Raw genomic sequence first — 19,566 nt, 5'->3', positions numbered from 1 at the left:
GGGGCCGTCCGGCCGGGCGGGTCGTCGGGCCGGGCCGGGCGGCCGGGCGGGTCGGGCGGGTCGGTCCCCCGCCGTGCAGGCCCGGCTTGCCTCCGGGGCCCTGGGCCTGTGCCGAGAGCGCACCGTCCGCGTGTTCGGCTGCGCCGAGCGGGCGAATCGTCGCAGGATGGGCACGGCGTCGGCACCCGCCCGGCGCCGACCCACCGACAGCGAGGGCGAGCCCGCGATGAGCCAGAACCCGACCAGTCCGACCGTCAGTACAACCGTCGACGGGAGTACCGCGCCGGGCGCCACGCAGGACGACGCGCAGGCCGCCGCCCCCGAGTTCCGGCGGGTCACCACCGCCCTGGTGACCGGAACCTCCGCCGACGCGCCGTTCCATGTGGACGTGAAGGCGGGCACGCACCCGCTGACCTCCGACGAGCCGGTGCGGCGCGGCGGTTCGGACAGCGGGCCGGAGCCGTTCGCCCTGCTGCTCGCCTCGCTCGGCTCCTGCACCGCGATCACCCTCCGGATGTACGCGGAACGCAAGGAGTGGCCGTTGGAGTCCGTCCGGGTCAGGCTCGGGTACGAGACGGACGGGCGCAACGGCCGGATCACGCGCCGGGTCGCACTCAGCGGCGCGCTCGACGACACCCAGCGCACCCGGCTGCTCGACATCTGCGAACGCACACCCGTCACCCTCGCCCTGCGCGCCGGGGTGGCCATCGACACGACGGAGGACCACGCGTGACGACCACTTCTTCCGCCTCTTCTTCCTCCTCGGCCGCACCCGAGGAGTACGACGTCATCGTGGTGGGCGCCGGACCCACCGGCGAGAACGTGGCCGACCGCACCGCCGCCGCCGGCCTGCGCACGGTGATCGTGGAGAGCGAGCTGGTGGGCGGCGAGTGCTCGTACTGGGCGTGCATGCCGAGCAAGGCGCTGCTGCGACCGGTCGCCGCGCTGGCGGGCGCCCGGGCGGTGGCGGGAGCGCGCGAGGCCGTCGGCGGCCGGGCGCTGGACCCGGCCGCGGTGCTGGCCCGGCGTGACTCGTTCACCTCGCACTGGCAGGACGACGGCCAGGTGAAGTGGCTGCGCGACACCGGCATCGAGCTGGTCCGCGGCCACGGCCGGCTGGCCGGGGTCCGGACCGTCACCGTCGAGGCCGAGGACGGCAGCGAGCGGGTGCTCACCGCCCGGCACGCGGTCGCCGTCTGCACCGGCAGCCGGCCGGTGCTGCCGCAGGCCGTTCCCGGACTGGCCGAGGCCCGCCCCTGGACCAACCGCGAGGCGACCGGTTCGCCCACCGTTCCCGGGCGGCTCGCGGTGGTCGGCGGCGGGGTGGTCGGCGTGGAGATGGCCACGGCGTGGCGGGCACTCGGCTCCGAGGTGGTGCTGCTGGTCCGCGGCGACGCGCTGCTGCCCCGGATGGAACCGTTCGCCGGCGAGCTGGTCGCCGAGGGTCTGCGGGCGGCCGGGGTGGACGTGCGGTTCGGGGTCTCGGTGGCCTCGCTGGAGCGGGTGGACGGCTCGGGGGCCGACGGCTCTCACGTCACCCTGGTGCTGGCGGACGACGAGCGGCTCACCGTCGACGAGGTGTTGTACGCCACCGGCAGGGCGCCGCGCACCGCGGACGTCGGCCTGGAGCAGGTCGGCCTCAAGCCCGGCTCCTGGCTGGACGTGGACGACAGCTGCACGGTGCTCGGCGCGGCCGCCTCGGACGGCTCGGGCGACTCGGGCGGCTCGGGCGGCTCGGGCGGTGCCTGGCTGTATGCGGCCGGGGACGTCAACCACCGTGCGCTGCTCACCCACCAGGGCAAGTACCAGGCGCGGATCGCGGGCGCCGCCATCGTGGCGCGCGCCCAGGGGCGGCCGCTGGACACGTCGCGCTGGGGCGCGCACGCCGCGTCCGCAGACAGCGCCGGTGCGCCGCAGGTCGTCTTCACCGAGCCGGAGGTGGCGGCCGTGGGCCTCACCCTGGACGCCGCCGAGCGGCTGGGCCTTCGCGTCACGGCGGTCGACCACGACCTCGGCGCCGTCGCAGGCGCCTCGCTGTACGGCGACGACTACCGGGGGAAGGCCCGGGTCGTCTTCGACCTGGACCGGGAGGTGCTGGTCGGCGCCTGTTTCGTCGGCCCCGGGGTCGCGGAGCTCCTGCACTCGGCCACCGTCGCGGTGGTCGGCGAGGTGCCGATCGACCGGCTCTGGCACGCCGTGCCCGCGTACCCCACGATCAGCGAGGTCTGGCTGCGGCTGCTGGAGGGGTGCCGGGGCTGAGGAAGCCGTCTCGCCGCGTGCGGCGGGTACCGGCGAAGGACGGTCGCCGGAACAGGGCCGTCGCCGGCGAAGGACGGTCGCCGGAACAGGGCCGTCGCCGGCGCGGACCCGCCACCGCCACCGGGCCGTCACCGGCGCGGCGAGATGTGCCCTCGGGTGGACGGCGGGACACTGGCCGGTGGAGGGGGTGCCCGGAGGGGGGCCGTTTCGCCGACCAGGTGGTGTGTGGCATGACCGAGGTGCTGTTGGCTGTCGGAACCGAGAAGGGCCTCTTTCTCGGCCGCAGTCGCGACCGGCTGAACTGGGAGTTCAGCGGGCCGCACTTCCCGATGAACGCGATCTACTCCGTCTCGATCGACCGCCGGGCGGGGAACGTCCGGTTGCTGGCCGGCGCCGACAGCAGCCACTGGGGGCCGTCGGTCTGGCGCTCGGACGACCTCGGCGCGAGCTGGTCCGAGCCGCCCAAGCCCGCCATCCGCTTCCCCGAGCACACCGGCGCCTCGCTCACCCGGGTCTGGCAGCTCCAGCCGGCCGGCGACGAGGCGCCCGGGGTCGTCTATGCGGGCACCGAGCCCGCCGCGCTGTTCCGCTCCGAGGACGGCGGCGAGACCTTCGCCCTGGTCGAGTCGCTCTGGGCACACCCGCAGCGCTCGGAGTGGGGCGCCGGCTACGGCGGCCAGGGCCTGCACACCGTCCTCACCGACCCGCGCGACGCCGGGCGCCTGCTGGTCGCCGTCTCCAGCGGCGGTGTCTACCGCAGCAAGGACGGCGGCGGAAGCTGGGAGCCGTCCAACACCGGCCTGCGCGCGGAGTTCCTCCCCGAGGAGAACCAGTACCCCGAGTTCGGCCAGTGCGTGCACAAGATCGCCCGCGACGCCGTCAACCTCGACCGCCTCTACCTGCAGAACCACGGCGGCGTCTACCGCAGTGACGACGCCGGTGCCAGCTGGCAGTTCGTCACCGACGGCCTGCCCGCCGACTTCGGCTTCGCCGTCGCCACGCACCCGCGCCGCGCCGACACCGCCTACCTCTTCCCGCTCGGCGGCGCGGACGACCGGATCCCGCCGGACCGCCGCTGCCGCGTCTTCCGCACCGACAACGGCGGCGACAGCTGGCTCCCGCTCAGCAAGGGCCTCCCCGGTGAGGACCACTACGGCGTCGTGCTGCGCGACGCCCTCCGCACCGACGACGCCGAGCCGGCCGGCATCTACTTCGGCAACCGCAACGGCGACGTCTTCGGCAGCCCCGACGAGGGCGAGAGCTGGTCCCTGCTCACCTCCCACCTGCCGGACGTGCTCTGCGTGCGGGCGGCGGTGGTCGGTTGAGGCCCGGGGCGTAGTCCGGCGCGAGTCCGGCGCGAGTCCGGGGGCGGGTACGGCCGAGGACGCGCCTGCCGACGCCCCCGGCCCGCACCCGGACGGGAGCCCGCCCGCCATGCGGGACACCGCCCCGGAGCCGTCCCCGCGCGACGGTCTCACCGCGCTGTTGCACGAGGGCTTCGCCTCCGGGGCCCGCCGGAAGCCCGGCTGCGCCACCGCGGCTCCCGTTCGCGGCTTCGGCTCCCTCGGCCCGCTCGGTAACGGCCCGGGCGGGCAACCCGGTTGATCCCGAGAGGGGCCATCGCCGAGCATGGCGGGTGGACGGCTGCCCTCGGAGATCGGACGGACGGCATGGCGGAGAAGGAAACTGACTGGGAGTTCGGGCGCGACATCGACGGCCTTCCTGTGGTGCGGTTCCTGCGCGGTGAGCGGGAGGGGCGGCCCTGGGCCAGCCTGCTGGAGGCCTTGGCGCCGGGCCAGGCCGGCGGCGCTGCCGTCAGTGCCGCCGATCCGGTGGAGTTCGTGCTGGCCTCCATGGCCGGCTGGATGGTTACCTGTCCCGTCGAGTTCGGCGAGCGGCTGCGCGGCCGCGGGGCGGCCGTGGTCCGCCACGGCCACAGCATGCACCGGGACCTCACCGGTGATCCTCCTTCCGTCGGCTGGGCCGCGTGGGCGCGGACCCCGCTGCGGGACGGGTTCCGCGCGGTGCCGTGCGATCGCGACGCCGGGACGATGCTGGCGGCGTGCCGCACCGCCTTCGGCCCGGGCCACCCGGACCACCGGCCCACCAGTGACGAGCAGCTTCGGGAGGAGCTGCGACGCGTCCTCTCCGGAGAGGTCATCGGGCCGCTGCTGCCGGCCGGCTCCCTGGTGGTGGACGACGAGGACGAGGTCGTCGGCGGCCTCGTCCTGACCGACTTCGACGGCGTGCCGTGGGTCGCGCAGATCTTCCGCCACCCGGAGCGCAGTTACCCGGGCCTCGGCCGCGAGCTGCTGCACCGCTGTTTGGGCGACCTCGCCGGCCACGGACGCACCGAGGTCGGACTGGCGGTCACCGAGGGCAACCCCGCCCGGCGCCTGTACGAATCGCTCGGCTTCCGGGTGACCAAGTCCACCCTGACGGTCGCCGTCCCCTGAGCCCCGCCGCCAGGCCCGAGACCGGGCCGCAAGCCAGGCCCCGCCGCGGCCGCCCGCGGCGCGCAGCCCGGGAGCCCCGCGCCCCTCAGCCCCACCGCCCCATGGCCCGGGAGCCCCGGAACCCCCGCCGCCGAAACGGGCGGCCCGGTCTACGGGTGGGCCAACTCCAGGACCGCGATGCCGGCCAGGACGATGGCACTGGCGGTCATCCGCAGCCGGCCGAGGCGCTCGCGGAAGACCACCGTGGCTATCAGCGCCGCGATGACGATGCTCGTCTCGCGCAGGGCGGCGATGCTCGCCAGGTTGCCCCGGGACTGCGCCCAGACCACCAGCCCGTAGGCGGTCAGCGAGAGCACCCCGCCGGCGAGCCCGACCCGCACCACCGAGCCGCTGACCCCGGCGAACAGGCCCCGCCCGCGCCGGAGCCGGACGATCAGGGCCAGGCTCGGCCCCTGCAGCAGGAAGAGCCAGGCGACGTAGCCGCCGACCGTCCCGGCATGCCGCACGCCGCTGCCGTCCAGCACGGTGTACGCGGCGATCATCACGCCGGTACCGGCGGCCGCCCCGAGCGCGGGCAGCTGCGCCCGCCCGGGTATCCCCTTGGCGAAGGCGAGCCCGATCAGGCCGGAGGAGATCACCAGGACGCCGAGCAGCTGCCCGCCGCCGAGGCCCTGCCCGAGCAGCGTCACCGAGAGCAGTGCCACCAGCATTGGCGCCGAACCGCGGGCGATCGGGTACATCTGCCCGAAGTCCCCCAGCTGGTAGGCCCGGAGAAGCAGGATCTGGGCCGTCACCTCGATCACCACCGAGGCGATGAGGAACGGCCAGGACTCGGCGGCCGGCAGCGGACAGAGCACGACCAGGACCACCGCGCAGGCCGTGTAGGCGAGGTTGATCAGGGCGAAACCGACCAGCTTGTCCTGGATCCGGTGCGCCAGCCCGTTCCAGACGGCGTGCAGGACCGCCGCGGCGAGGACGGCGACGGGCACGGCCGCCGCCGACCCGCCGCCCGGCAGCGCGAGCGCGATCTCGGGCATGGCAAAGCTCCCTCCAGCCAGGTCTGGAACCGGATTCCACGCTACAGTAGATCCATGGAAGACCGTTCCGATTTTTCTCCCCTGGAATCCCAGCTGGCCGCCCACATCCGCGCCCACCTCGGCGAGCTGCGCGGCACCGAGGCCCGCGTCGCCCAGGTCGTCCTGGACCGGGGAGCCGACCTGGTGCACCTGAGCGTGAGCGACGTCGCCGAGCTGGCCGGCACCGCGTCCTCGTCCGTGGTCCGGGCCTGCCAGCGGCTCGGGTTCCGCGGCTACCAGGAGCTGAAGATCGCGGCCGTCCGGCAGGCCCCGGCCCCGACGCCCTCCCCCGACGACCGGCGGGACCCTGCCGCCCGGGCGCTCGCCGACACCGTCCGGGCCGCCCGCGAGGCGCTCGACGGGATGGCCACCACCCTCGGCGCGGACGACCTGCGAGCCGCGGCCGAGGCGCTGGACGCCGCCCGCCACGTGCTGCTCGTCGGCGCAGGCCTCTCCGGTGCGGTCGCCCTCGACGCCGCCTACCGCCTGCGCGCCCTCGGCCTGCTGGTCGACGCCCCCGCCGACCCGCTCACCGCCCAGCTCGCCGCGGCCCAGCTGCCGCCCGCCGCGGCCTGCCTGGTCGTCAGCCACACCGGCGCGACGCAGACGGTGGTCGACACCGCCCGCTGCGCCCGTGAGGCCGGCGCGGCCGTGATCGCCCTCACCAGCTACGCCCGCTCCCCCCTCACCGAGCTGGCCACCCACACCCTCGTCGCCGGCGGCCAGGACCTCGTCTTCGGCCTGGAGACCACCGCCAGCCGCATCGCCCACCTGACCGCCGTCGACGCGCTGACGCTCACCCTGCTGGCGCGGAGGGGGGAGGCGGCGGAGCGGGCGCTCACCCTGTCGGCGGACGTCGTGGCCGACCAGTTGTACTGACCGCGGCGGGCAGGGCCGCCGCGCGGCCGGGAAATGCCGGGCCGGACGGTCAGAGGTGGTGTGTAGGCTCGCAGACATGGCGAGGGTGACGCGGGACGATGTGGCGAGGGCGGCGGGGACGTCTACCGCAGTTGTCAGTTATGTGATCAACAACGGGCCGCGGCCCGTGGCGGCGGCGACCCGGGAGCGGGTGCTGGCGGTGGTCGAGGAGCTCGGGTACCGGCCGAACCGGGTCGCGCAGGCCATGGCCCGGCGGCGGACCAACCTGATCGGCATGGTCGTCCCGGACGCCCGGCAGCCGTTCTTCGCGGGGCTCGCGCACATGGTCGAGCAGGCCGCGGCCGAGCGCGGCCGGCTGTTGCTGATCGGGAACTCGGACTACGCGGACGAGCGCGAGGCCCACTACATCCGGGCGTTCCTCGGGATGCAGGTGGACGGCCTGATCCTGGTGACGCAGGACCCGGCCGTGCCCGGGGTGTCCGGGGTCGACGCCGGCGACGGCACTCCGGTGGTGCTGCTGCACCACCGGGCGGAGACCGAGAGCGGTGTGGCCGTCGTCGCGGACGACGAGGGCGGGGCGCAGGAGGTGGTGCGCCACCTGCTGGCGCACGGCCACGCCGGGGTGCACTGCTTCGGCGGCACGTTCGCGCTCAGCCACAACGACCCGGTGACCGCCCGGACCGCCGGGTGGGCGGCCGCCCTCGCCGAGGCCGGTCTGCCCGCCGACGGGCACCTGACCCCGGCACCGTTCGACCGCGTCCGGGCGCACGCCGAGGCGCGCGCGCTGCTGAGTCGCCCCGACCGCCCCTCGGCCGTCTTCTGCGCGACGGACGACCAGGCGATCGGCCTGCTGCGGGCCGCCGACGACCTGGGCATCCGCGTCCCGGAGGACCTCGCGGTCGCCGCCTTCGACGACATCGCCGAGGCCGTCATCGCCGGACCGCCGCTCACCACCGTGGCCGCCGCCCAGGACGAGATGGCACGCGCCGCCGTCGACCTGGTGCTGCAGGCCCGCGCGGACGAGGAGCCCGCCCCGGCGGGCGCGCGGACGTTCCCCACCCGGCTGGTGGTCCGCCGCTCCTGCGGCTGCACGCCGGAAGGCGGCTGATCCGGGGCGAACGGGCGAGCCGCGCCCTTCGGCTGCCCGGGCGGCGTGGCCGTCGGCGGGTCGGACCGGCAGTGACCCCCGGCCGGGGCGCGCGTTCGTCAGGGCGAAGGATCACGTCGACCCCGTTCCGCACCCCCGCGAAAGGCGCACGCAGGGACACCACCACCGCCAAGAGCCACATCTTCGCCATGCTGGACGTGGACGGGGACGGCGTCATCTCCCGGCCGGAGCACCTCGCCCGACCCGGGCGCGCGGCGTCGGCACTGGGCCGGGACCCGGATGGGCGGTCCGGGGGCGGCGCGGGTCGGCGTTGCCCGGCGGGCTTCGCCGGCCCACGGGAGGGTCATCCGCGGGCGGCGTCCCAGACGGCGCTGGTCCCGAAGTAGGAGTCGTAGAGCTCCTGGACCTCCAGGAGGCTCTCCGGCGGCACCTTGCCGTAGCGGATGCGGTCCAGGTGGCGGAAGTACTCGAAGCGCTCCACCCCGGGCGTGATGATGACGAGCATGTCCGCGATCTCGCCGGGGGCGGCGGCGAAGGCGTGCTGCGTGCCGGGCGGTACGACGACCACGTCGCCGCGCTCCGCGGTGACCACCTGGTCGCCGGAGAGCAGTTGGGCGGTGCCGTCGAGGACGTAGAACATCTCGGCGGACTTGCCGTGGTGGTGCGGGCGGGCGCCGTTCGCACCCTTGCCGAGGGTGACCCGCATGCTGGAGAGCGCTCCGCCGGTGGCCGGGCTGTCGACGAGCAGCTGGTTGGTCACCGGGCCGCCCGCGCCCGTCAGCTCGGCGTCGGCGGCGCGCACGACGACGGTCTCGTCGAAGTCGGGGATGAAGAGGGACATGACTCGCTCCTGAACTCTTGACCACGCCGAACGTACGTCAACAGAAGTGCGGGTGTCAGTCCTTACGGCCCGTCACGGCGACGGTCGCCCCGAGGCCGATCATGGTGAGCCCGCCGACCCCGCCGACCAGGGCGAGCCGCTGCGGCGAGCGGGCGAACCAGCTCCGCGTGGTGGCCGCGACCAGCCCCCACAGGCTGTCCGAGACCACGGCGATGACGTTGAAGATCAGGCCGAGCAGCAGCATCTGCACCGTGACGTGGCCCCGGTCTCGGTCCACGAACTGCGGGAGCACGGCGGCGAAGAACACCATGGTCTTGGGATTGGCCACGCCGACGGCGAACCCCTCCCACAGGGTGCGCAGGCTGCCGTGCGCGGGGCCCTCACCGGTGAACACTGCCTGCAGCGAACCGCGTTGCCGCACCGCCTTGACACCGAGGTGGACCAGGTACGCGGCGCCGACCAGCTTCAGCCCCGTGTAGACGAGGACCGAGCGCTCCACCACCGCCCCGACCCCGAACGCCACGGCCACGACGAGCACGTAGGCACCGAGCGTGTTCCCCACGACCGTGGTCAGCGCGGCCCGGCGCCCCTGCGCCAGGGCCCGCCCGATCACGAACAGCACGCTGGGGCCGGGGATCACGATCAGCAGGAAGGACATGGCCGCGAATGCCAGCAACCGGTCGGTCGACACCATGCGCCCCATGTAAGCACGGGGCCGTTCCCGGCCACAGCGCTTTTCCGCCACGACCCCGGCCCTTGATGCAACCCACCGGTTGCACCTGCCGGGGCGATGTGCAACCCTGGAGTTGCATCTACTGGCAGCAACGGAGGAGCCCCTCATGAGCAAGGACCGGATCGAGCGCGACATCCTGATCGAAGCACCGGTGGAGCGGGTCTGGCCGCTGGTGGCCCAGCCCGGATTCTGGGTCGCCGACGAGGCAAGCCTGCCCGGCACCGTGGCGAAGGAAGGCGAGTCGATGGTGGCGAGGAACGCCGAGTACGGCGACTTCCCCGTGCGGGTGGAGAAGGTCGAGCCGCCGACCTACCTGGCCTACCGCTGGGCCAGCGCCTTCCCCGGCGAGGACCTGCGCGCGGACAACAGCACCCTCGTGGAGTTCACGCTGGTGCAGGAGGGCGACAAGACCCGGCTGCACGTCGTGGAGAGCGGGTTCGTGGCGCTGGCCGGCTCCGAGGACCTGCGCAGCAAGGCCCTGAAGGACAACACGGACGGCTGGCCGCAGGTGCTGGACGCCTTCAAGAAGCGCGTCGAACAGTCGTCGGTGTGACCGGCGAACACTCCGACGCCACAGAACGGGCCGAACAGGCGGAGCCCGTCGACAGCGTGCTCGCCGCGCTGGCCGACCCGACCCGGCGCCGGCTGCTCGACCTGCTCGCCGCCCACGGCGAGGCCAGCGCGACCACCCTGGCCGATCAACTCCCCGTCTCGCGGCAGGCCGTGGTCAAACACCTCGCCGTGCTGGACGCTGCGGGCCTGGTCACCGGCGGCCGGGCCGGCCGCGAGGTCCGGTACACCGTCCGCCCGGCCGCCCTGGACGCGACCGCCCGGTGGATGGCGGCGCTGGCCACAGACTGGGACCGGCGGTTGGCCGCCATCAAGCGCGTCGCCGAAGCGGCGGAGCGGGAGGCGCGCCGCGACGGCGACCCCGAGGCGTGAGAGGCGCCGGGGCGTGAGAGGCGCCGAGGCGTGAGAGGCGCCGAGGCGTGAGAGGCGCCGGGCCGCGGCCCGCGCCGGTGTGCCGTCATCGCGCGTGCCTCGCGCGGTGGCGGCGTACCGCGTCCCGGTTGGCGCAGCGGTGGGAACAGTAGCGCTGCCGCCCGGTGCGGGTGGTGTCGGCGAAGATCGTGGTGCACTCGGTGACCGCGCAACGGCCGAGGCGGTGCATGCCCCGTCCCACCAGGTGCAGCGCGGTGCCGACGGAGATCAGCGAGCAGAGCAGCCGGCCGAGCGACTGCCGGTCGTCCCGGTAGTGCAGGTGCCAGCCGTCGCCGGAGTGGTCGGTCAGCCTCGGGTGGTCGGAGGCGGCGGCCAGCATCCGGTTGAGCAGCTCGGCGCGGTCGTGCTCGTCGGCGGCGTCGACGACCTTCTCCCAGGTGTCCAGCGCTGCCGCCGTGCGCTCCAGGTCGTTCGGCGCGGCCGGGCCGTCCACCACGAGCCCGGCCGCGCGGCACCGTTCGGCGAGCTCCTCGGCCGTGGTGGGGCGCCGGTTGGCGAGGTCGGCGGCCAGGTTCACGGCGTCCTCGCCGTAAGGGTTGAGGTGCATAAGACCATGACAGCACTCTGGTCGGCATGAGTCACCCCATCAGTCACACCGTCAGTCAGCCCATCAGCCACCGAACCGGCCATGGAACCGGCCGGCACCTCGAGAGCCATTCCCGGGTACGCCCGGCCGTGGAGCAGGACATCTCCGAACTCGTCCGCCTGCGCGCATTGCTGTTCGAGCAGCTCGGCGGCGAGTACTTCAACCCATCCTCGGGGGACGGCAGTTGGCGGGACGCGCTGGCCGACGTCCTGAAGCGGCAGCTCGCCGCAGGCACCATGCGGATCCTCGTGGTGGACGGCGACGAGGGTGACGGCCTCGCCGCCTGCGGCATCGGATCGGTCGAACAGCGGCTGCCCGGACCGCACCTGCGCAACGGCCGGGCCGGGCTCGTGATCGGTGTCGTCACCGCCCCCGCGTACCGGCGGCGCGGCCACAGCCGCGCGATCATGCGGGGCCTGCTCGACTGGTTCCGCGAGCGGGACGTCGCCCGGGTGGACCTCTACGCCTCCCACGAGGGCGGACCGCTCTACCGAGAACTCGGCTTCGTGGACCACCCCGACCCGGCCCTGTACTGGCGCCCGTGACCGGCCGCAACCCGCCCGCCGCCGGCAACGTCGCCACCGCACCCGCCGCCCCCACAACCACCGTTGCCGCACCAGCCGTTGCCGCACCAGCCACTGCCGGGCCGACCGCTGTCGCACCCGCTCCCGCACCTGATACCGCCACGCCACGCAGCGGGCGGTACCGGTGGGTCGTCCTCGGCATCGCCACCTTCACCCAGGCCGCGTCCTGCTTCTTCGTCCAGGGCATCGGCGCGATGGGCGTCCTCCTCCGGCGCGACCTGCACCTGAGCACCGCCCAGCTCGGACTCCTGCTCTCGGCGGCCCAGTTGGTCCCGCTCGTCGGCCTGCTGGTGGCCGGGGAACTGCTGGACCGCTACAACGAGCGCTGGGTCGTCGGGATCGGCGCCGGCGTGGTCGCCGCGGGCCTGACCGCGGGCAGCCTGGTGCAGGGCTACGGGGCCCTGCTCCTCGTGCTGCTGGTGGTCGGCGCGGGCTACAGCACCGCACAGCCCGGCGGGAGCAAGTCGGTCGCGTCCTGGTTCGACCCCTCCCGGCGAGGCCTCGCGATGGGCATCCGCCAGGCGGGGCTCCCCCTGGCCGGGGCGCTCGCCGCTGCCGTCCTGCCCACCCTCGCCGAGGCGTTCGGCCTGCGGGCGGCGTTCGCGGCTGGCGGGGCCGTCGCGCTGCTGGGGGCCGTCGTCTTCATGGGCCTCTACCGACAACCGCCCACCGTGAACGCCCCGGACGCCCCGGTCACCCCGAGCGCCCCGGCTGCCCCGGCCGACCCGGTCACCCCGAGTGCCCCGGCTGCCCTGCCCGGGAGGAAGCCGCGCGCCCCACTCGCGTCGCAACTCGGCGACCGAGTGCGGATGTTGCGCGAACCTGCCCTGGTCAAGGCCGTGCTGTCCGGCCTGACCCTGGTCTCGGTGCACTGCGGCGTCGGCGTTCTGACGGCGCTGTACCTCCATGACGTGACGTCGCTCGGAGCGGGCCCGACGGCCGCGGTCCTCGTCGTCACCCAGTGCGCGGGTGCGGCCGGGCGCATCTGCCTGGCCGCCTGGAGCGACCGCAGTCGGTCCGGGCGCTACACCCCGGTGATGACGTGCATGGCCGCGGTGGCGGCGGGGATGGCGGCGCTGATCACGCCCCTGGGCCAATCGCCCGTGGGGGCCTGCGTGTTGTTCGCCTGGCTCGGGTTCTTCGGCATCGGCTGGTACGGCCCGTGGGTCGCCTACGTGGCCGAGTCGGCCCCGCCGGAGAGGACGGGATTCGCCCTCGGCCTGGCCATGGCGGTGACGCAGGTCGCCGTCGTCCTGGTGCCGCCCGCCCTCGGCCTGCTCAAGGACTCGGTGCACGGATTCGCGCCGGTCTGGGGAGTGTTGGCAGCGGTGACCGCTCTCGCCCTGGTGGTCACAGCCGTCGGCGGCCCGACGCGCTCCGGCGACAGTTCACGGTGATGCGGGTGCGGGTGCGGGTGCGGGTGCCGAGGACGGCCCGGTGCGGACGACGGCCTGGTCGCCGTGCGGTCCGAACAGGTGCAGGATCTCGACGGCGTTCGCACCGGCCGGGCCGAACCAGTGCGGCTCGCCGGTGTCGAACTCCGCCACCTCGCCCGGGCGGAGCGTGAACTCGCTTTCTCCGATGACGAGTCGGAGTTCGCCGGCCAGCACGTAGAGCCATTCGTAGCCGAGGTGGGTCACGAGCTTCGGTTCGCGGGGCGCGAGGACCTGCTTGAAGACCTGGACGCGTCCCGGGTACTGCGTCAGGGGCACCAGGACGCTGCCGGGCTCCCTGCGGCGGGGCTTCAGATGGACACGGGGGTCGCCGGTGGCCGGCGCCGCCACCAGCTGGTCGAGCGCGACGCGGTGCGTGCGCGCCAGCGGGATGAGCAGTTCGAGGGTCGGGCGGCGCTTGCCGGATTCGAGGCGGGACAGCGTGCTCACCGAGATCCCGACCTCGGCCGCGAGCGCCTCCAGCGTGAGTCCGCGGTCGCGGCGCAGGGAGCGCAGCCGCGGCCCGATGCCGTCGAGGATATCGGCGAGTTCGGCTTCCGCGACCCCGGTCTGTCCGGAGCCGGCCTGAGCGGGCTCGGCGTGAGCGGGTTCGGTCTGCATGAGTTCGGCTCCTGCCGGTTCGGCGTCCACACGTCCAGTTTTGCAGTCTTCGCAAATTTTGTGGGCCCACGCCCACGCCCGATCCGAGCATGGGCCCACCGGAAGTCCCGGACTGGAAGGTGGGCCCGTGAGCACAACATCCCTGGCTGTCCAACCCGCAATGAGTGTGCGCCGGCGTTGGACGGTGCTGGCCGTCTGCGCGCTGAGCATGTTCCTGGTCGGCCTGGACACCACCATCGTCAACGTGGGCCTGCCCACGATCGGGCGCGGCCTGGGCGTGGGGACGCGCGGCCTGGAATGGATCGTGGACGCCTACACCGTCGTCCTGGCCAGCCTCCTGATCTCGTCCGGCGCGCTCGCGGACCGCTTCGGGCGCCGCCGCGTGTTCCAGTGCGGGCTGGCCGTCTTCGGCGTGGCCTCCCTCGCCTGTGCGATCGCCCCGTCGATGGGCGCACTCGTCGCGGCGCGGGCCCTCCAGGGGGTCGGGGCCTCGATGCTCAGCCCGGTGGCCCTGGCGATCGTGGTGAACGCGATGCCCGACCCGAAGGAGCGCGCGCAGGCGATCGGCGTGTGGGCCTCGGTCTTCGGGCTCAGCATGGCGGCCGGGCCGGTGACGGGCGGGGCGCTGATCGCGGCGTTCGGCTGGCGGTCGGTGTTCTGGGTGAACGCTCCGGTCATCGTCGCAGCCGTCGTCCTGAGTGCCGTGTTCGTGCCCGAGTCCCGCGCGGAGCGCGCGCGCCGGCTGGACCTGCCCGGCCAGCTGCTCCTCACCGCCGCCGTGTGTCTCACGGTGGCTGTGCTCATCGAAGGGCCCCGCATCGGGTGGACCTCGCCCCTGGCGCTGGCCGGATACGTCCTGGCCGTGGCGGCGGCGGCCGGATTCGTCCGGGTCGAACGGCACCGGAGCGAGCCCTTGATGGACCTCGGGCTCTTCCGGCGGCCGGTGTTCACCACGGCGGCCCTGGGCGCCGTGGCGGTGTTCGTCGCGCTGACCGTGAGCCTTCTGCTCACCACCTTCTGGCTCCAGCACGCTCGCGGATGGACGCCGCTCGCGGCGGGCACGGCGACCCTGCCGATGGCGCTGGGGGCGACCGTCTGCGCACCGTTGTCCGGCCGCCTGGTGGGGCGGGTCGGAGCTCGACGGCCGCTCCTCCTCGCGGGCACCTTCATCACTGCCGGGGGCGTGCTCTGCCTGGTGAGCCCGGCGGAGGACGTGAACCTCCCGCTGCTCCTGGTGGCCTACCTGCTCATCGGCACCGGCTTCGGCTTCGCCAACGCGCCGATCACCAACACCGCCGTGAGCGGCCTGCCGCCGGCCCGGGCCGGTGTGGCCGGGGCGATCACCTCCACCGCACGGCAGATCGGTTCGGCCGTCGGCATCGCCGTCGCCGGGGGTCTGGTCGCGGGTGTCGGCCCGGACGGCCTCGCCCGGGCCTCCCGGCCCGGCTGGCTGGTCGTGGTGGCCTGCGGGCTGTTCCTCTTCGTCGTGGCCCGGTACTCCCGCGCGGCCGTTCCGCCCGCCCGCCGCGCGGGATGACCCGCACCGGCGTGGTCGGGCCCCGCACCGGCCCGACCGGCCCGACCCGCACCGCGCCGCACCACCCCGTCCGGGCGCAGGCGGTACCCCTACCGCGGCGGGATGATCCCCGTGAGCCACTTGAAGGTCGGGACGACCAGCGGCTTCCAGGTCGACGTGAGGTGCGGGCCGGTGGTCTCGACGGGGGTGACGGTCGTGGGGCTCTTCGCCGCCTGCTGGAGAGCGGTCGCGTCCTCCAGGCCGTCGCCCCGCTTGCCGGTCACGTAGAGCGCGACGTTCGGCGGGGTGGCGGCGTGGGTGAGGATGTAGAGGGGGTTGGAGGTCTCGCGCAGCTTCGGGTCCTTGGCGGTCAGTGACACGGCCTCGCCGGCCGGGTCGTTGTAGCCGGACATGCTGATCGCGGCGCGGTAGCGGTTGGGGTGGGCGAGGGCGAGGCGGCTGGCACAGTGGGCACCGGCGGAGTAGCCGGACAGGGCCCAGCGGTCCGCGGTGGTGTCGGCCCGGAAGTTGTCCATCACCATCTGCGGGACGTCCCGCGAGAGCCAGGTGTCGGCGTTGACCTTGCCCGGGACGTCGGCGCAGCCGGTGTCGGTCTTGCCGAGCAGGGTGACGCGCGGTGAGACCAGGATGAACGGCGTCACCTGACCGGACTTCATCAGCGGTTCGAGCTGCTTGGCCGCGTCCATGGTCTCGCCGAACCAGGCGCTGGACGCACCGGGGTAACCGGCGAGCAGCTCGACCACCGGGAAGGTCTTGTCCTTGTACGCGGGGTCGTCGTACTGCGGAGGCGTCCAGACCAGGACCTCGCCGTCGACGCCGGAGAGCTTGCCCTTGAGATCGGCCTGCTTGACGCTCCTGGGCACGGCGTCGGAGTCCGGGGCGTGGAAGGCCTGCGGAACCTTGGGCGCGGGCGTGGTGGAGGCGCCTGCGGAGGCGGCGGCCCGGTCCTCGGCGAGGCCCTCGTCCTTCGGGGGCACCGGCACGGCCCGGACGTGGTTCGAGGTGCCCAGCAGGTCGCCCCAGTTGTCGTAGAGCTGGTTCTCGTTGTTGACCACCACGAAGACCATGGTCACGGCGGTGAACTGACAGAGCAGGATGGTCCCGAGGTAGGAGAGCGTCCGCAGCGGGCCGCGCCCCCGTCGGGCCCCCGCGCCCGGCACTGCCCCGCCCGGCACACCGCCGCCCGGCACGCCTCCGGTCGGACCGGCCCCGCCCGGCACACCGCCGCCCGGTACGCCCCCGTCCGGCACGTCCCCGCCCGGCGCGTCTCCCGTCGGTGCGTCTCCGCCCGGCGCCCGTACGCCCGGCACCCATCCGAAGACCCCTCTGCCGCGCCACTGCGCCATGGCCAGCGCGATGGAGCCCACGAACAGGAGGATCGTGAGGACGAAGAAGGGAGTGCCTGTCAGGTTCATCGCGTTCCGGTGCCCAGTTCCTGTGCCGCCCGGGCCCGCATGCCCGGTGTCAGGAGAGACAGCAGGGAACGCCCGTTCGGTTGCCGGTTGCTGGGAGAAACCTGGGAGGTCAGCCCCGCGTCGAAGCCGGGCCACGCGAACGCCGCTCGCCGCCCGCGGTGGGGACCCGGCCGACGGCGCCGAGGACCTCAGAGCGGCGGGGTGGCCGCCCGGGGCACGCGCGGGCCGCGGAACGGCAGCGTCCGGCTGAGGACGAGGTTGGTGGTCGTGCTCCCGAACCGGGCCAGGGAGTCGACGACCTCCTCCAGGTGACCCATCGACGTGGTCGCCACCTTCAGGACGTAGCAGTCGTCCCCGGTGGTGCGCAGGCACTCCAGGATCTCCGGGCGCTCCTCGACCAGGCGCCGCAGCGGCTCATGCCGCGTCCCCGGCCCCGGGTACTTCAGCCGGACCACCGCCAGCACCGCGTACCCGGTGCGTTCGAGGTCCACCTCGGCGCGGTACCCCGTGATCACCCCGGCGGTCTCCAGACGGCGCACCCGCTCGGTGGTCGCCGATGCGCTGAGGTTCACCCGCCGCGCCAGCTCCGTGAACGGGATCCGGCCGTCCTGCTGGACCTCGGCCAGGATCGCCCAGTCCGTTGCGTCAAGACTCTCGGTCATCCGGCCAGATTACCGGTGAATCCACGGGCCAACCGCTCCTGAACAGCGAGGAATCCCTTCTGACGGCCCGTACGGCCTGGCTAGCCTTGAGCTCGTGAAGATCGGAGTCAACGTCCTCAATTTCGGCCCCGGCACCGACCCGGGAGTCCTGCGCAGCTGGGCCCAGACGGTGGAGGGCCTGGGGTTCGACCTGCTGATGGTCTCGGACCACGTCGCCATCACGCCCGACGTCGCCGAGCGCTATCCGGCCCCCTTCTACGAGCCGTTCACCACCCTGTCCTGGCTGGCCGGCGTCACCGGCCGGGTCCGGCTCGGCACGACCGTCCTCATCGCGCCCTACCGGCACCCGCTGCTCACCGCCCGGATGGCGGCCAACCTGAACGAGCTGAGCGGCGGCCGGCTGGTCCTCGGCGTGGGGGTCGGCTGGGCACGGCAGGAGTTCGCCGCCCTCGGCATCCCGTTCGAGCAGCGGGGCCGCCTGACCGACGCCCACCTCCAGGGCGTCAAGGCGGCCTGGGCGGACACCGCCGCCTACGGAGCCCGTCGGATCCCGGTCTGGGTCGGCGGCAACAGCGAGGCGGGCCTGCGCCGGGCCGTCCGGTTCGGGGACGCCTGGCACCCGCTGCGCTGCACCCTGCCGGTGCTGCGCCAGTCCGTGGCCAGGCTGAAGGAGCTCGCGGACGCGCAGCACCGGCCCGTCCCCGCCTTCGCCCCGCGGATCGCGCTCAAGCCCACCGCGAGTCCGGTCGGCGGACCGCAGCGGCTCGCCGGGGAGGGCACGATCGACCAGATCATGGCCGACCTCGACCAACTGCGGTTGCTGGGCGCCGACACCGTCGTCCTCGACCCCTACAGCGGTGACCCCCGCGACACCTGCCACCCCCAGCCGGCCTGGCAGGCGCTCGCCACCGTGGCCGCGCACTTCTACCCACCCCGCACAGGTACGGAGCAGTCATGACCACCCCCGACGACCACACCCTCCTCCGCCGGGCCATCGTGCTCGCCGCCGAGGCCCGCACGAGCGGCAACCCGCCGTTCGGATCGCTGCTGGCCGGCCCGGACGGCACCGTCCTGGTCGAGGAACGCAACACGACCCTCACCGACCGGGACATCACCGCGCACCCGGAACTGAAGCTCGCGCGGTGGGCCGCACGGGAGTTGGACGCGGCCACGGCGGCGCACACCACGATGTACACCAGTTGCCAGCCGTGCGGGATGTGCGAGGCGGTCATCCAGCAGGCGGGGCTGCGGCGGGTGGTGTTCGCCCTCTCCAACGAACAGCTCCTGGACATCAGGCCGGGCAGCGGCCGGCTCCCCGTCCCGCAGGAGGGCCCGGCGCTGCTCGACGAGGTGCGGGCCGTGGTGGAGGGGTACTACCGCTGACCGTCCGCCGTCCCGGCCCGTAGCCGCCCGTTCCCGCCTGTCGTCGCCCGACCCCGTCTGTCCCATGGCGGGGCGGTCCCGGCTGGTGCACTGGTCCCGGGACGCACTCGGGACCACGGCCTCATGCTCCCGTCGCGGCGGATTCCTAACGTGAGAGCACGCGTTGAGCACTCGCTCCGGGAAACGGACGACGGCTCACGCGGACCGGGCCGGGACCTTCCGGCCCGGGTGTTCCGACAGCGAAGCACTGGAGGATCCGAGATGGGTTGGAACCAATTCACGCTCTCGTCGGCCGGCAGCTCGGATCCGTCGAGCCGGCTCGCGGCGGTCTCCCGCATCCCCGGCAGCATGGAGGTCTGGTGGGTCGCCTCGAACGGCTCCGTGCAGGGGGCGTACTGGTACGACGGGGCGCCGTGGAGGCGCTATGAGCTGGCGCCCGCCGGCAGCGCCTCCCTCAACGGCGGTATCGCCGCCGTCTCGCGCATCCCCGGCAGCATGGAGGTCTGGTTCATCGGCGCCAACGGCTCGGTGCAGGACCGCTACTGGTACGAGGGCAGCAACTGGCAGGGGTTCGAACTCGCACCTCCCGGCAGTGCCGCGACCACCGGCGGAATCGCGGCGGTGTCGCGCATCCCCGGAAGCATGGAGGTCTTCTACGTCGGGGCCAACGGCTCGGTGCAGGACCGCTACTGGTACGAGGGCGGCAACTGGCAGGGGTTCGAACTCTCCCCCGCCGGCAGCACCTCCATCACCGGCGGAATCGCGGCGGTCTCCCGCATCCCCAACAGCATGGAGGTCTGGTACGTGGGGGCGAACGGCTCGGTGCAGGACCGCTACTGGTACGAGGGCAGCAACTGGCAGGGGTTCGAACTCTCCCCCGCCGGCAGCGCCTCCATCACCGGCGGAATCGCGGCGGTCTCCCGCATCCCCAACAGCATGGAGGTCTGGTACGTGGGGGCGAACGGCTCGGTGCAGGACCGCTACTGGTACG

Annotated in this window: 22 protein-coding genes; 15 read left to right on the top strand and 7 right to left on the bottom strand. The window is 73.9% G+C overall.

Going from position 1 to position 19,566, the window contains the following annotated elements:
- Positions 1-166: 166 nt before the first annotated feature.
- The 5 genes from ACZ5WK_RS35345 to ACZ5WK_RS35325 all read left to right on the top strand — a co-directional run bounded on the left by ACZ5WK_RS35345 (position 167) and on the right by ACZ5WK_RS35325 (position 4,715).
- Positions 167-733 carry an OsmC family protein gene (locus ACZ5WK_RS35345; RefSeq protein ID WP_465553828.1) on the top strand — a complete coding sequence of 189 codons (567 nt, stop codon included), beginning with the start codon at positions 167-169 and terminating at the stop codon, positions 731-733.
- On the top strand, positions 730-2,259 hold the full coding sequence (locus ACZ5WK_RS35340) for a dihydrolipoyl dehydrogenase family protein (protein ID WP_465553826.1): 1,530 nt from the start codon (positions 730-732) through the stop codon (positions 2,257-2,259). The genes ACZ5WK_RS35345 and ACZ5WK_RS35340 overlap by 4 nt, the downstream gene beginning before the upstream one ends.
- Before the next feature lie 230 nt (positions 2,260-2,489).
- Complete coding sequence (locus tag ACZ5WK_RS35335; protein WP_465553824.1) at positions 2,490-3,584, top strand: WD40/YVTN/BNR-like repeat-containing protein; 1,095 nt, start codon at positions 2,490-2,492, stop codon at positions 3,582-3,584.
- Between the two features lie 109 nt (positions 3,585-3,693).
- The gene (locus ACZ5WK_RS35330) at positions 3,694-3,864 is read left to right on the top strand and encodes a hypothetical protein (RefSeq protein WP_465553822.1); all 171 of its coding nucleotides are present in this window, start codon (positions 3,694-3,696) and stop codon (positions 3,862-3,864) included.
- Positions 3,865-3,929: 65 nt separating this feature from the next.
- Positions 3,930-4,715 (top strand): GNAT family N-acetyltransferase, encoded by a 786-nt coding sequence (locus ACZ5WK_RS35325; RefSeq protein ID WP_465553820.1) that lies wholly within the window; start codon positions 3,930-3,932, stop codon positions 4,713-4,715.
- A gap of 149 nt (positions 4,716-4,864) precedes the next feature.
- Here the strand turns inward: ACZ5WK_RS35325 and ACZ5WK_RS35320 are convergent, their stop codons facing one another.
- Positions 4,865-5,752: an EamA family transporter gene (locus ACZ5WK_RS35320; protein ID WP_465553818.1), complete on the bottom strand. Its 888-nt coding sequence runs from the start codon at positions 5,750-5,752 to the stop codon at positions 4,865-4,867.
- Positions 5,753-5,806: 54 nt separating this feature from the next.
- Here ACZ5WK_RS35320 and ACZ5WK_RS35315 point away from each other — a divergent pair, with 54 nt between their 5' ends.
- Positions 5,807-6,670, top strand: coding sequence for a MurR/RpiR family transcriptional regulator (locus tag ACZ5WK_RS35315; protein ID WP_465553816.1), 864 nt, complete (start codon positions 5,807-5,809; stop codon positions 6,668-6,670).
- Positions 6,671-6,746: 76 nt separating this feature from the next.
- Positions 6,747-7,778 carry a LacI family DNA-binding transcriptional regulator gene (locus tag ACZ5WK_RS35310; RefSeq protein WP_465553814.1) on the top strand — a complete coding sequence of 344 codons (1,032 nt, stop codon included), beginning with the start codon at positions 6,747-6,749 and terminating at the stop codon, positions 7,776-7,778.
- Between the two features lie 343 nt (positions 7,779-8,121).
- Here ACZ5WK_RS35310 and ACZ5WK_RS35305 read toward each other — a convergent pair whose 3' ends face one another.
- Together ACZ5WK_RS35305 and ACZ5WK_RS35300 are read right to left on the bottom strand one after the other, a co-directional pair.
- Entirely contained in the window at positions 8,122-8,619 is a 498-nt protein-coding gene (locus tag ACZ5WK_RS35305; RefSeq protein WP_465553812.1) for a cupin domain-containing protein, read from the bottom strand.
- Between the two features lie 55 nt (positions 8,620-8,674).
- Positions 8,675-9,322, bottom strand: coding sequence for a LysE family translocator (locus ACZ5WK_RS35300; protein ID WP_465553810.1), 648 nt, complete (start codon positions 9,320-9,322; stop codon positions 8,675-8,677).
- 136 nt (positions 9,323-9,458) lie between these two features.
- Here ACZ5WK_RS35300 and ACZ5WK_RS35295 point away from each other — a divergent pair, with 136 nt between their 5' ends.
- The gene (locus tag ACZ5WK_RS35295) at positions 9,459-9,905 is read left to right on the top strand and encodes an SRPBCC domain-containing protein (RefSeq protein WP_465553808.1); all 447 of its coding nucleotides are present in this window, start codon (positions 9,459-9,461) and stop codon (positions 9,903-9,905) included.
- Positions 9,902-10,294 (top strand): ArsR/SmtB family transcription factor, encoded by a 393-nt coding sequence (locus ACZ5WK_RS35290; RefSeq protein ID WP_465553806.1) that lies wholly within the window; start codon positions 9,902-9,904, stop codon positions 10,292-10,294. Before ACZ5WK_RS35295 ends, ACZ5WK_RS35290 begins: the two co-directional genes overlap by 4 nt.
- A gap of 85 nt (positions 10,295-10,379) precedes the next feature.
- On the opposite strand, the gene ACZ5WK_RS35285 is transcribed toward ACZ5WK_RS35290, so the two are convergent.
- Positions 10,380-10,901, bottom strand: a complete 522-nt coding sequence (locus ACZ5WK_RS35285; protein WP_396319077.1) for a CGNR zinc finger domain-containing protein — start codon at positions 10,899-10,901, stop codon at positions 10,380-10,382.
- 128 nt (positions 10,902-11,029) lie between these two features.
- Here ACZ5WK_RS35285 and ACZ5WK_RS35280 point away from each other — a divergent pair, with 128 nt between their 5' ends.
- Both ACZ5WK_RS35280 and ACZ5WK_RS35275 read left to right on the top strand, forming a co-directional pair.
- Positions 11,030-11,485 (top strand): GNAT family N-acetyltransferase, encoded by a 456-nt coding sequence (locus ACZ5WK_RS35280; protein WP_465553803.1) that lies wholly within the window; start codon positions 11,030-11,032, stop codon positions 11,483-11,485.
- Positions 11,482-12,921, top strand: a complete 1,440-nt coding sequence (locus tag ACZ5WK_RS35275; RefSeq protein WP_465553801.1) for an MFS transporter — start codon at positions 11,482-11,484, stop codon at positions 12,919-12,921. Before ACZ5WK_RS35280 ends, ACZ5WK_RS35275 begins: the two co-directional genes overlap by 4 nt.
- On the opposite strand, the gene ACZ5WK_RS35270 is transcribed toward ACZ5WK_RS35275, so the two are convergent.
- Complete coding sequence (locus ACZ5WK_RS35270; RefSeq protein ID WP_465553799.1) at positions 12,913-13,578, bottom strand: helix-turn-helix domain-containing protein; 666 nt, start codon at positions 13,576-13,578, stop codon at positions 12,913-12,915. The two genes, ACZ5WK_RS35275 and ACZ5WK_RS35270, sit on opposite strands and share 9 nt — an antisense overlap.
- Before the next feature lie 127 nt (positions 13,579-13,705).
- Here ACZ5WK_RS35270 and ACZ5WK_RS35265 point away from each other — a divergent pair, with 127 nt between their 5' ends.
- The gene (locus ACZ5WK_RS35265) at positions 13,706-15,115 is read left to right on the top strand and encodes an MFS transporter (protein WP_465553798.1); all 1,410 of its coding nucleotides are present in this window, start codon (positions 13,706-13,708) and stop codon (positions 15,113-15,115) included.
- 89 nt (positions 15,116-15,204) lie between these two features.
- Here the strand turns inward: ACZ5WK_RS35265 and ACZ5WK_RS35260 are convergent, their stop codons facing one another.
- Together ACZ5WK_RS35260 and ACZ5WK_RS35255 are read right to left on the bottom strand one after the other, a co-directional pair.
- Complete coding sequence (locus tag ACZ5WK_RS35260; RefSeq protein ID WP_465553796.1) at positions 15,205-16,530, bottom strand: alpha/beta hydrolase; 1,326 nt, start codon at positions 16,528-16,530, stop codon at positions 15,205-15,207.
- 188 nt (positions 16,531-16,718) lie between these two features.
- Positions 16,719-17,192, bottom strand: a complete 474-nt coding sequence (locus ACZ5WK_RS35255) for an Lrp/AsnC family transcriptional regulator (protein WP_465553794.1) — start codon at positions 17,190-17,192, stop codon at positions 16,719-16,721.
- Positions 17,193-17,286: 94 nt separating this feature from the next.
- On the opposite strand from ACZ5WK_RS35255, the gene ACZ5WK_RS35250 reads away from it, so the two are divergent.
- The 3 genes from ACZ5WK_RS35250 to ACZ5WK_RS35240 all read left to right on the top strand — a co-directional run.
- A complete protein-coding gene (locus ACZ5WK_RS35250) occupies positions 17,287-18,150 on the top strand; it encodes an LLM class flavin-dependent oxidoreductase (protein ID WP_465553792.1) in 864 nt (287 codons plus the stop codon).
- Entirely contained in the window at positions 18,147-18,575 is a 429-nt protein-coding gene (locus tag ACZ5WK_RS35245; RefSeq protein WP_465553790.1) for a nucleoside deaminase, read from the top strand. The genes ACZ5WK_RS35250 and ACZ5WK_RS35245 overlap by 4 nt, the downstream gene beginning before the upstream one ends.
- Before the next feature lie 261 nt (positions 18,576-18,836).
- Positions 18,837-19,566 (top strand): PLL family lectin (locus tag ACZ5WK_RS35240; protein ID WP_465553788.1); only part of this gene is annotated, 730 nt, incomplete at its 3' end.

Source organism: Kitasatospora sp. NPDC032757 (assembly GCF_055579305.1).
The sequence above is the reverse complement of the archived record's forward strand: the minus strand, read 5'-3'. Positions and strand labels throughout refer to the sequence as shown.

Coding starts and splice junctions, on each gene's coding strand:
- ACZ5WK_RS35330 (WP_465553822.1), top strand. CDS start 3,694: ATGCGGGACACCGCCCCGGAGCCGTCCCCGCGCGACGGTCTCACCGCG.
- ACZ5WK_RS35270 (WP_465553799.1), bottom strand. CDS start 13,578: ATGCAGACCGAACCCGCTCACGCCGAGCCCGCTCAGGCCGGCTCCGGA.
- ACZ5WK_RS35325 (WP_465553820.1), top strand. CDS start 3,930: ATGGCGGAGAAGGAAACTGACTGGGAGTTCGGGCGCGACATCGACGGC.
- ACZ5WK_RS35300 (WP_465553810.1), bottom strand. CDS start 9,322: ATGGGGCGCATGGTGTCGACCGACCGGTTGCTGGCATTCGCGGCCATG.
- ACZ5WK_RS35315 (WP_465553816.1), top strand. CDS start 5,807: ATGGAAGACCGTTCCGATTTTTCTCCCCTGGAATCCCAGCTGGCCGCC.
- ACZ5WK_RS35245 (WP_465553790.1), top strand. CDS start 18,147: ATGACCACCCCCGACGACCACACCCTCCTCCGCCGGGCCATCGTGCTC.
- ACZ5WK_RS35320 (WP_465553818.1), bottom strand. CDS start 5,752: ATGCCCGAGATCGCGCTCGCGCTGCCGGGCGGCGGGTCGGCGGCGGCC.
- ACZ5WK_RS35285 (WP_396319077.1), bottom strand. CDS start 10,901: ATGCACCTCAACCCTTACGGCGAGGACGCCGTGAACCTGGCCGCCGAC.
- ACZ5WK_RS35295 (WP_465553808.1), top strand. CDS start 9,459: ATGAGCAAGGACCGGATCGAGCGCGACATCCTGATCGAAGCACCGGTG.
- ACZ5WK_RS35345 (WP_465553828.1), top strand. CDS start 167: ATGGGCACGGCGTCGGCACCCGCCCGGCGCCGACCCACCGACAGCGAG.
- ACZ5WK_RS35255 (WP_465553794.1), bottom strand. CDS start 17,192: ATGACCGAGAGTCTTGACGCAACGGACTGGGCGATCCTGGCCGAGGTC.
- ACZ5WK_RS35335 (WP_465553824.1), top strand. CDS start 2,490: ATGACCGAGGTGCTGTTGGCTGTCGGAACCGAGAAGGGCCTCTTTCTC.
- ACZ5WK_RS35310 (WP_465553814.1), top strand. CDS start 6,747: ATGGCGAGGGTGACGCGGGACGATGTGGCGAGGGCGGCGGGGACGTCT.
- ACZ5WK_RS35305 (WP_465553812.1), bottom strand. CDS start 8,619: ATGTCCCTCTTCATCCCCGACTTCGACGAGACCGTCGTCGTGCGCGCC.
- ACZ5WK_RS35260 (WP_465553796.1), bottom strand. CDS start 16,530: ATGAACCTGACAGGCACTCCCTTCTTCGTCCTCACGATCCTCCTGTTC.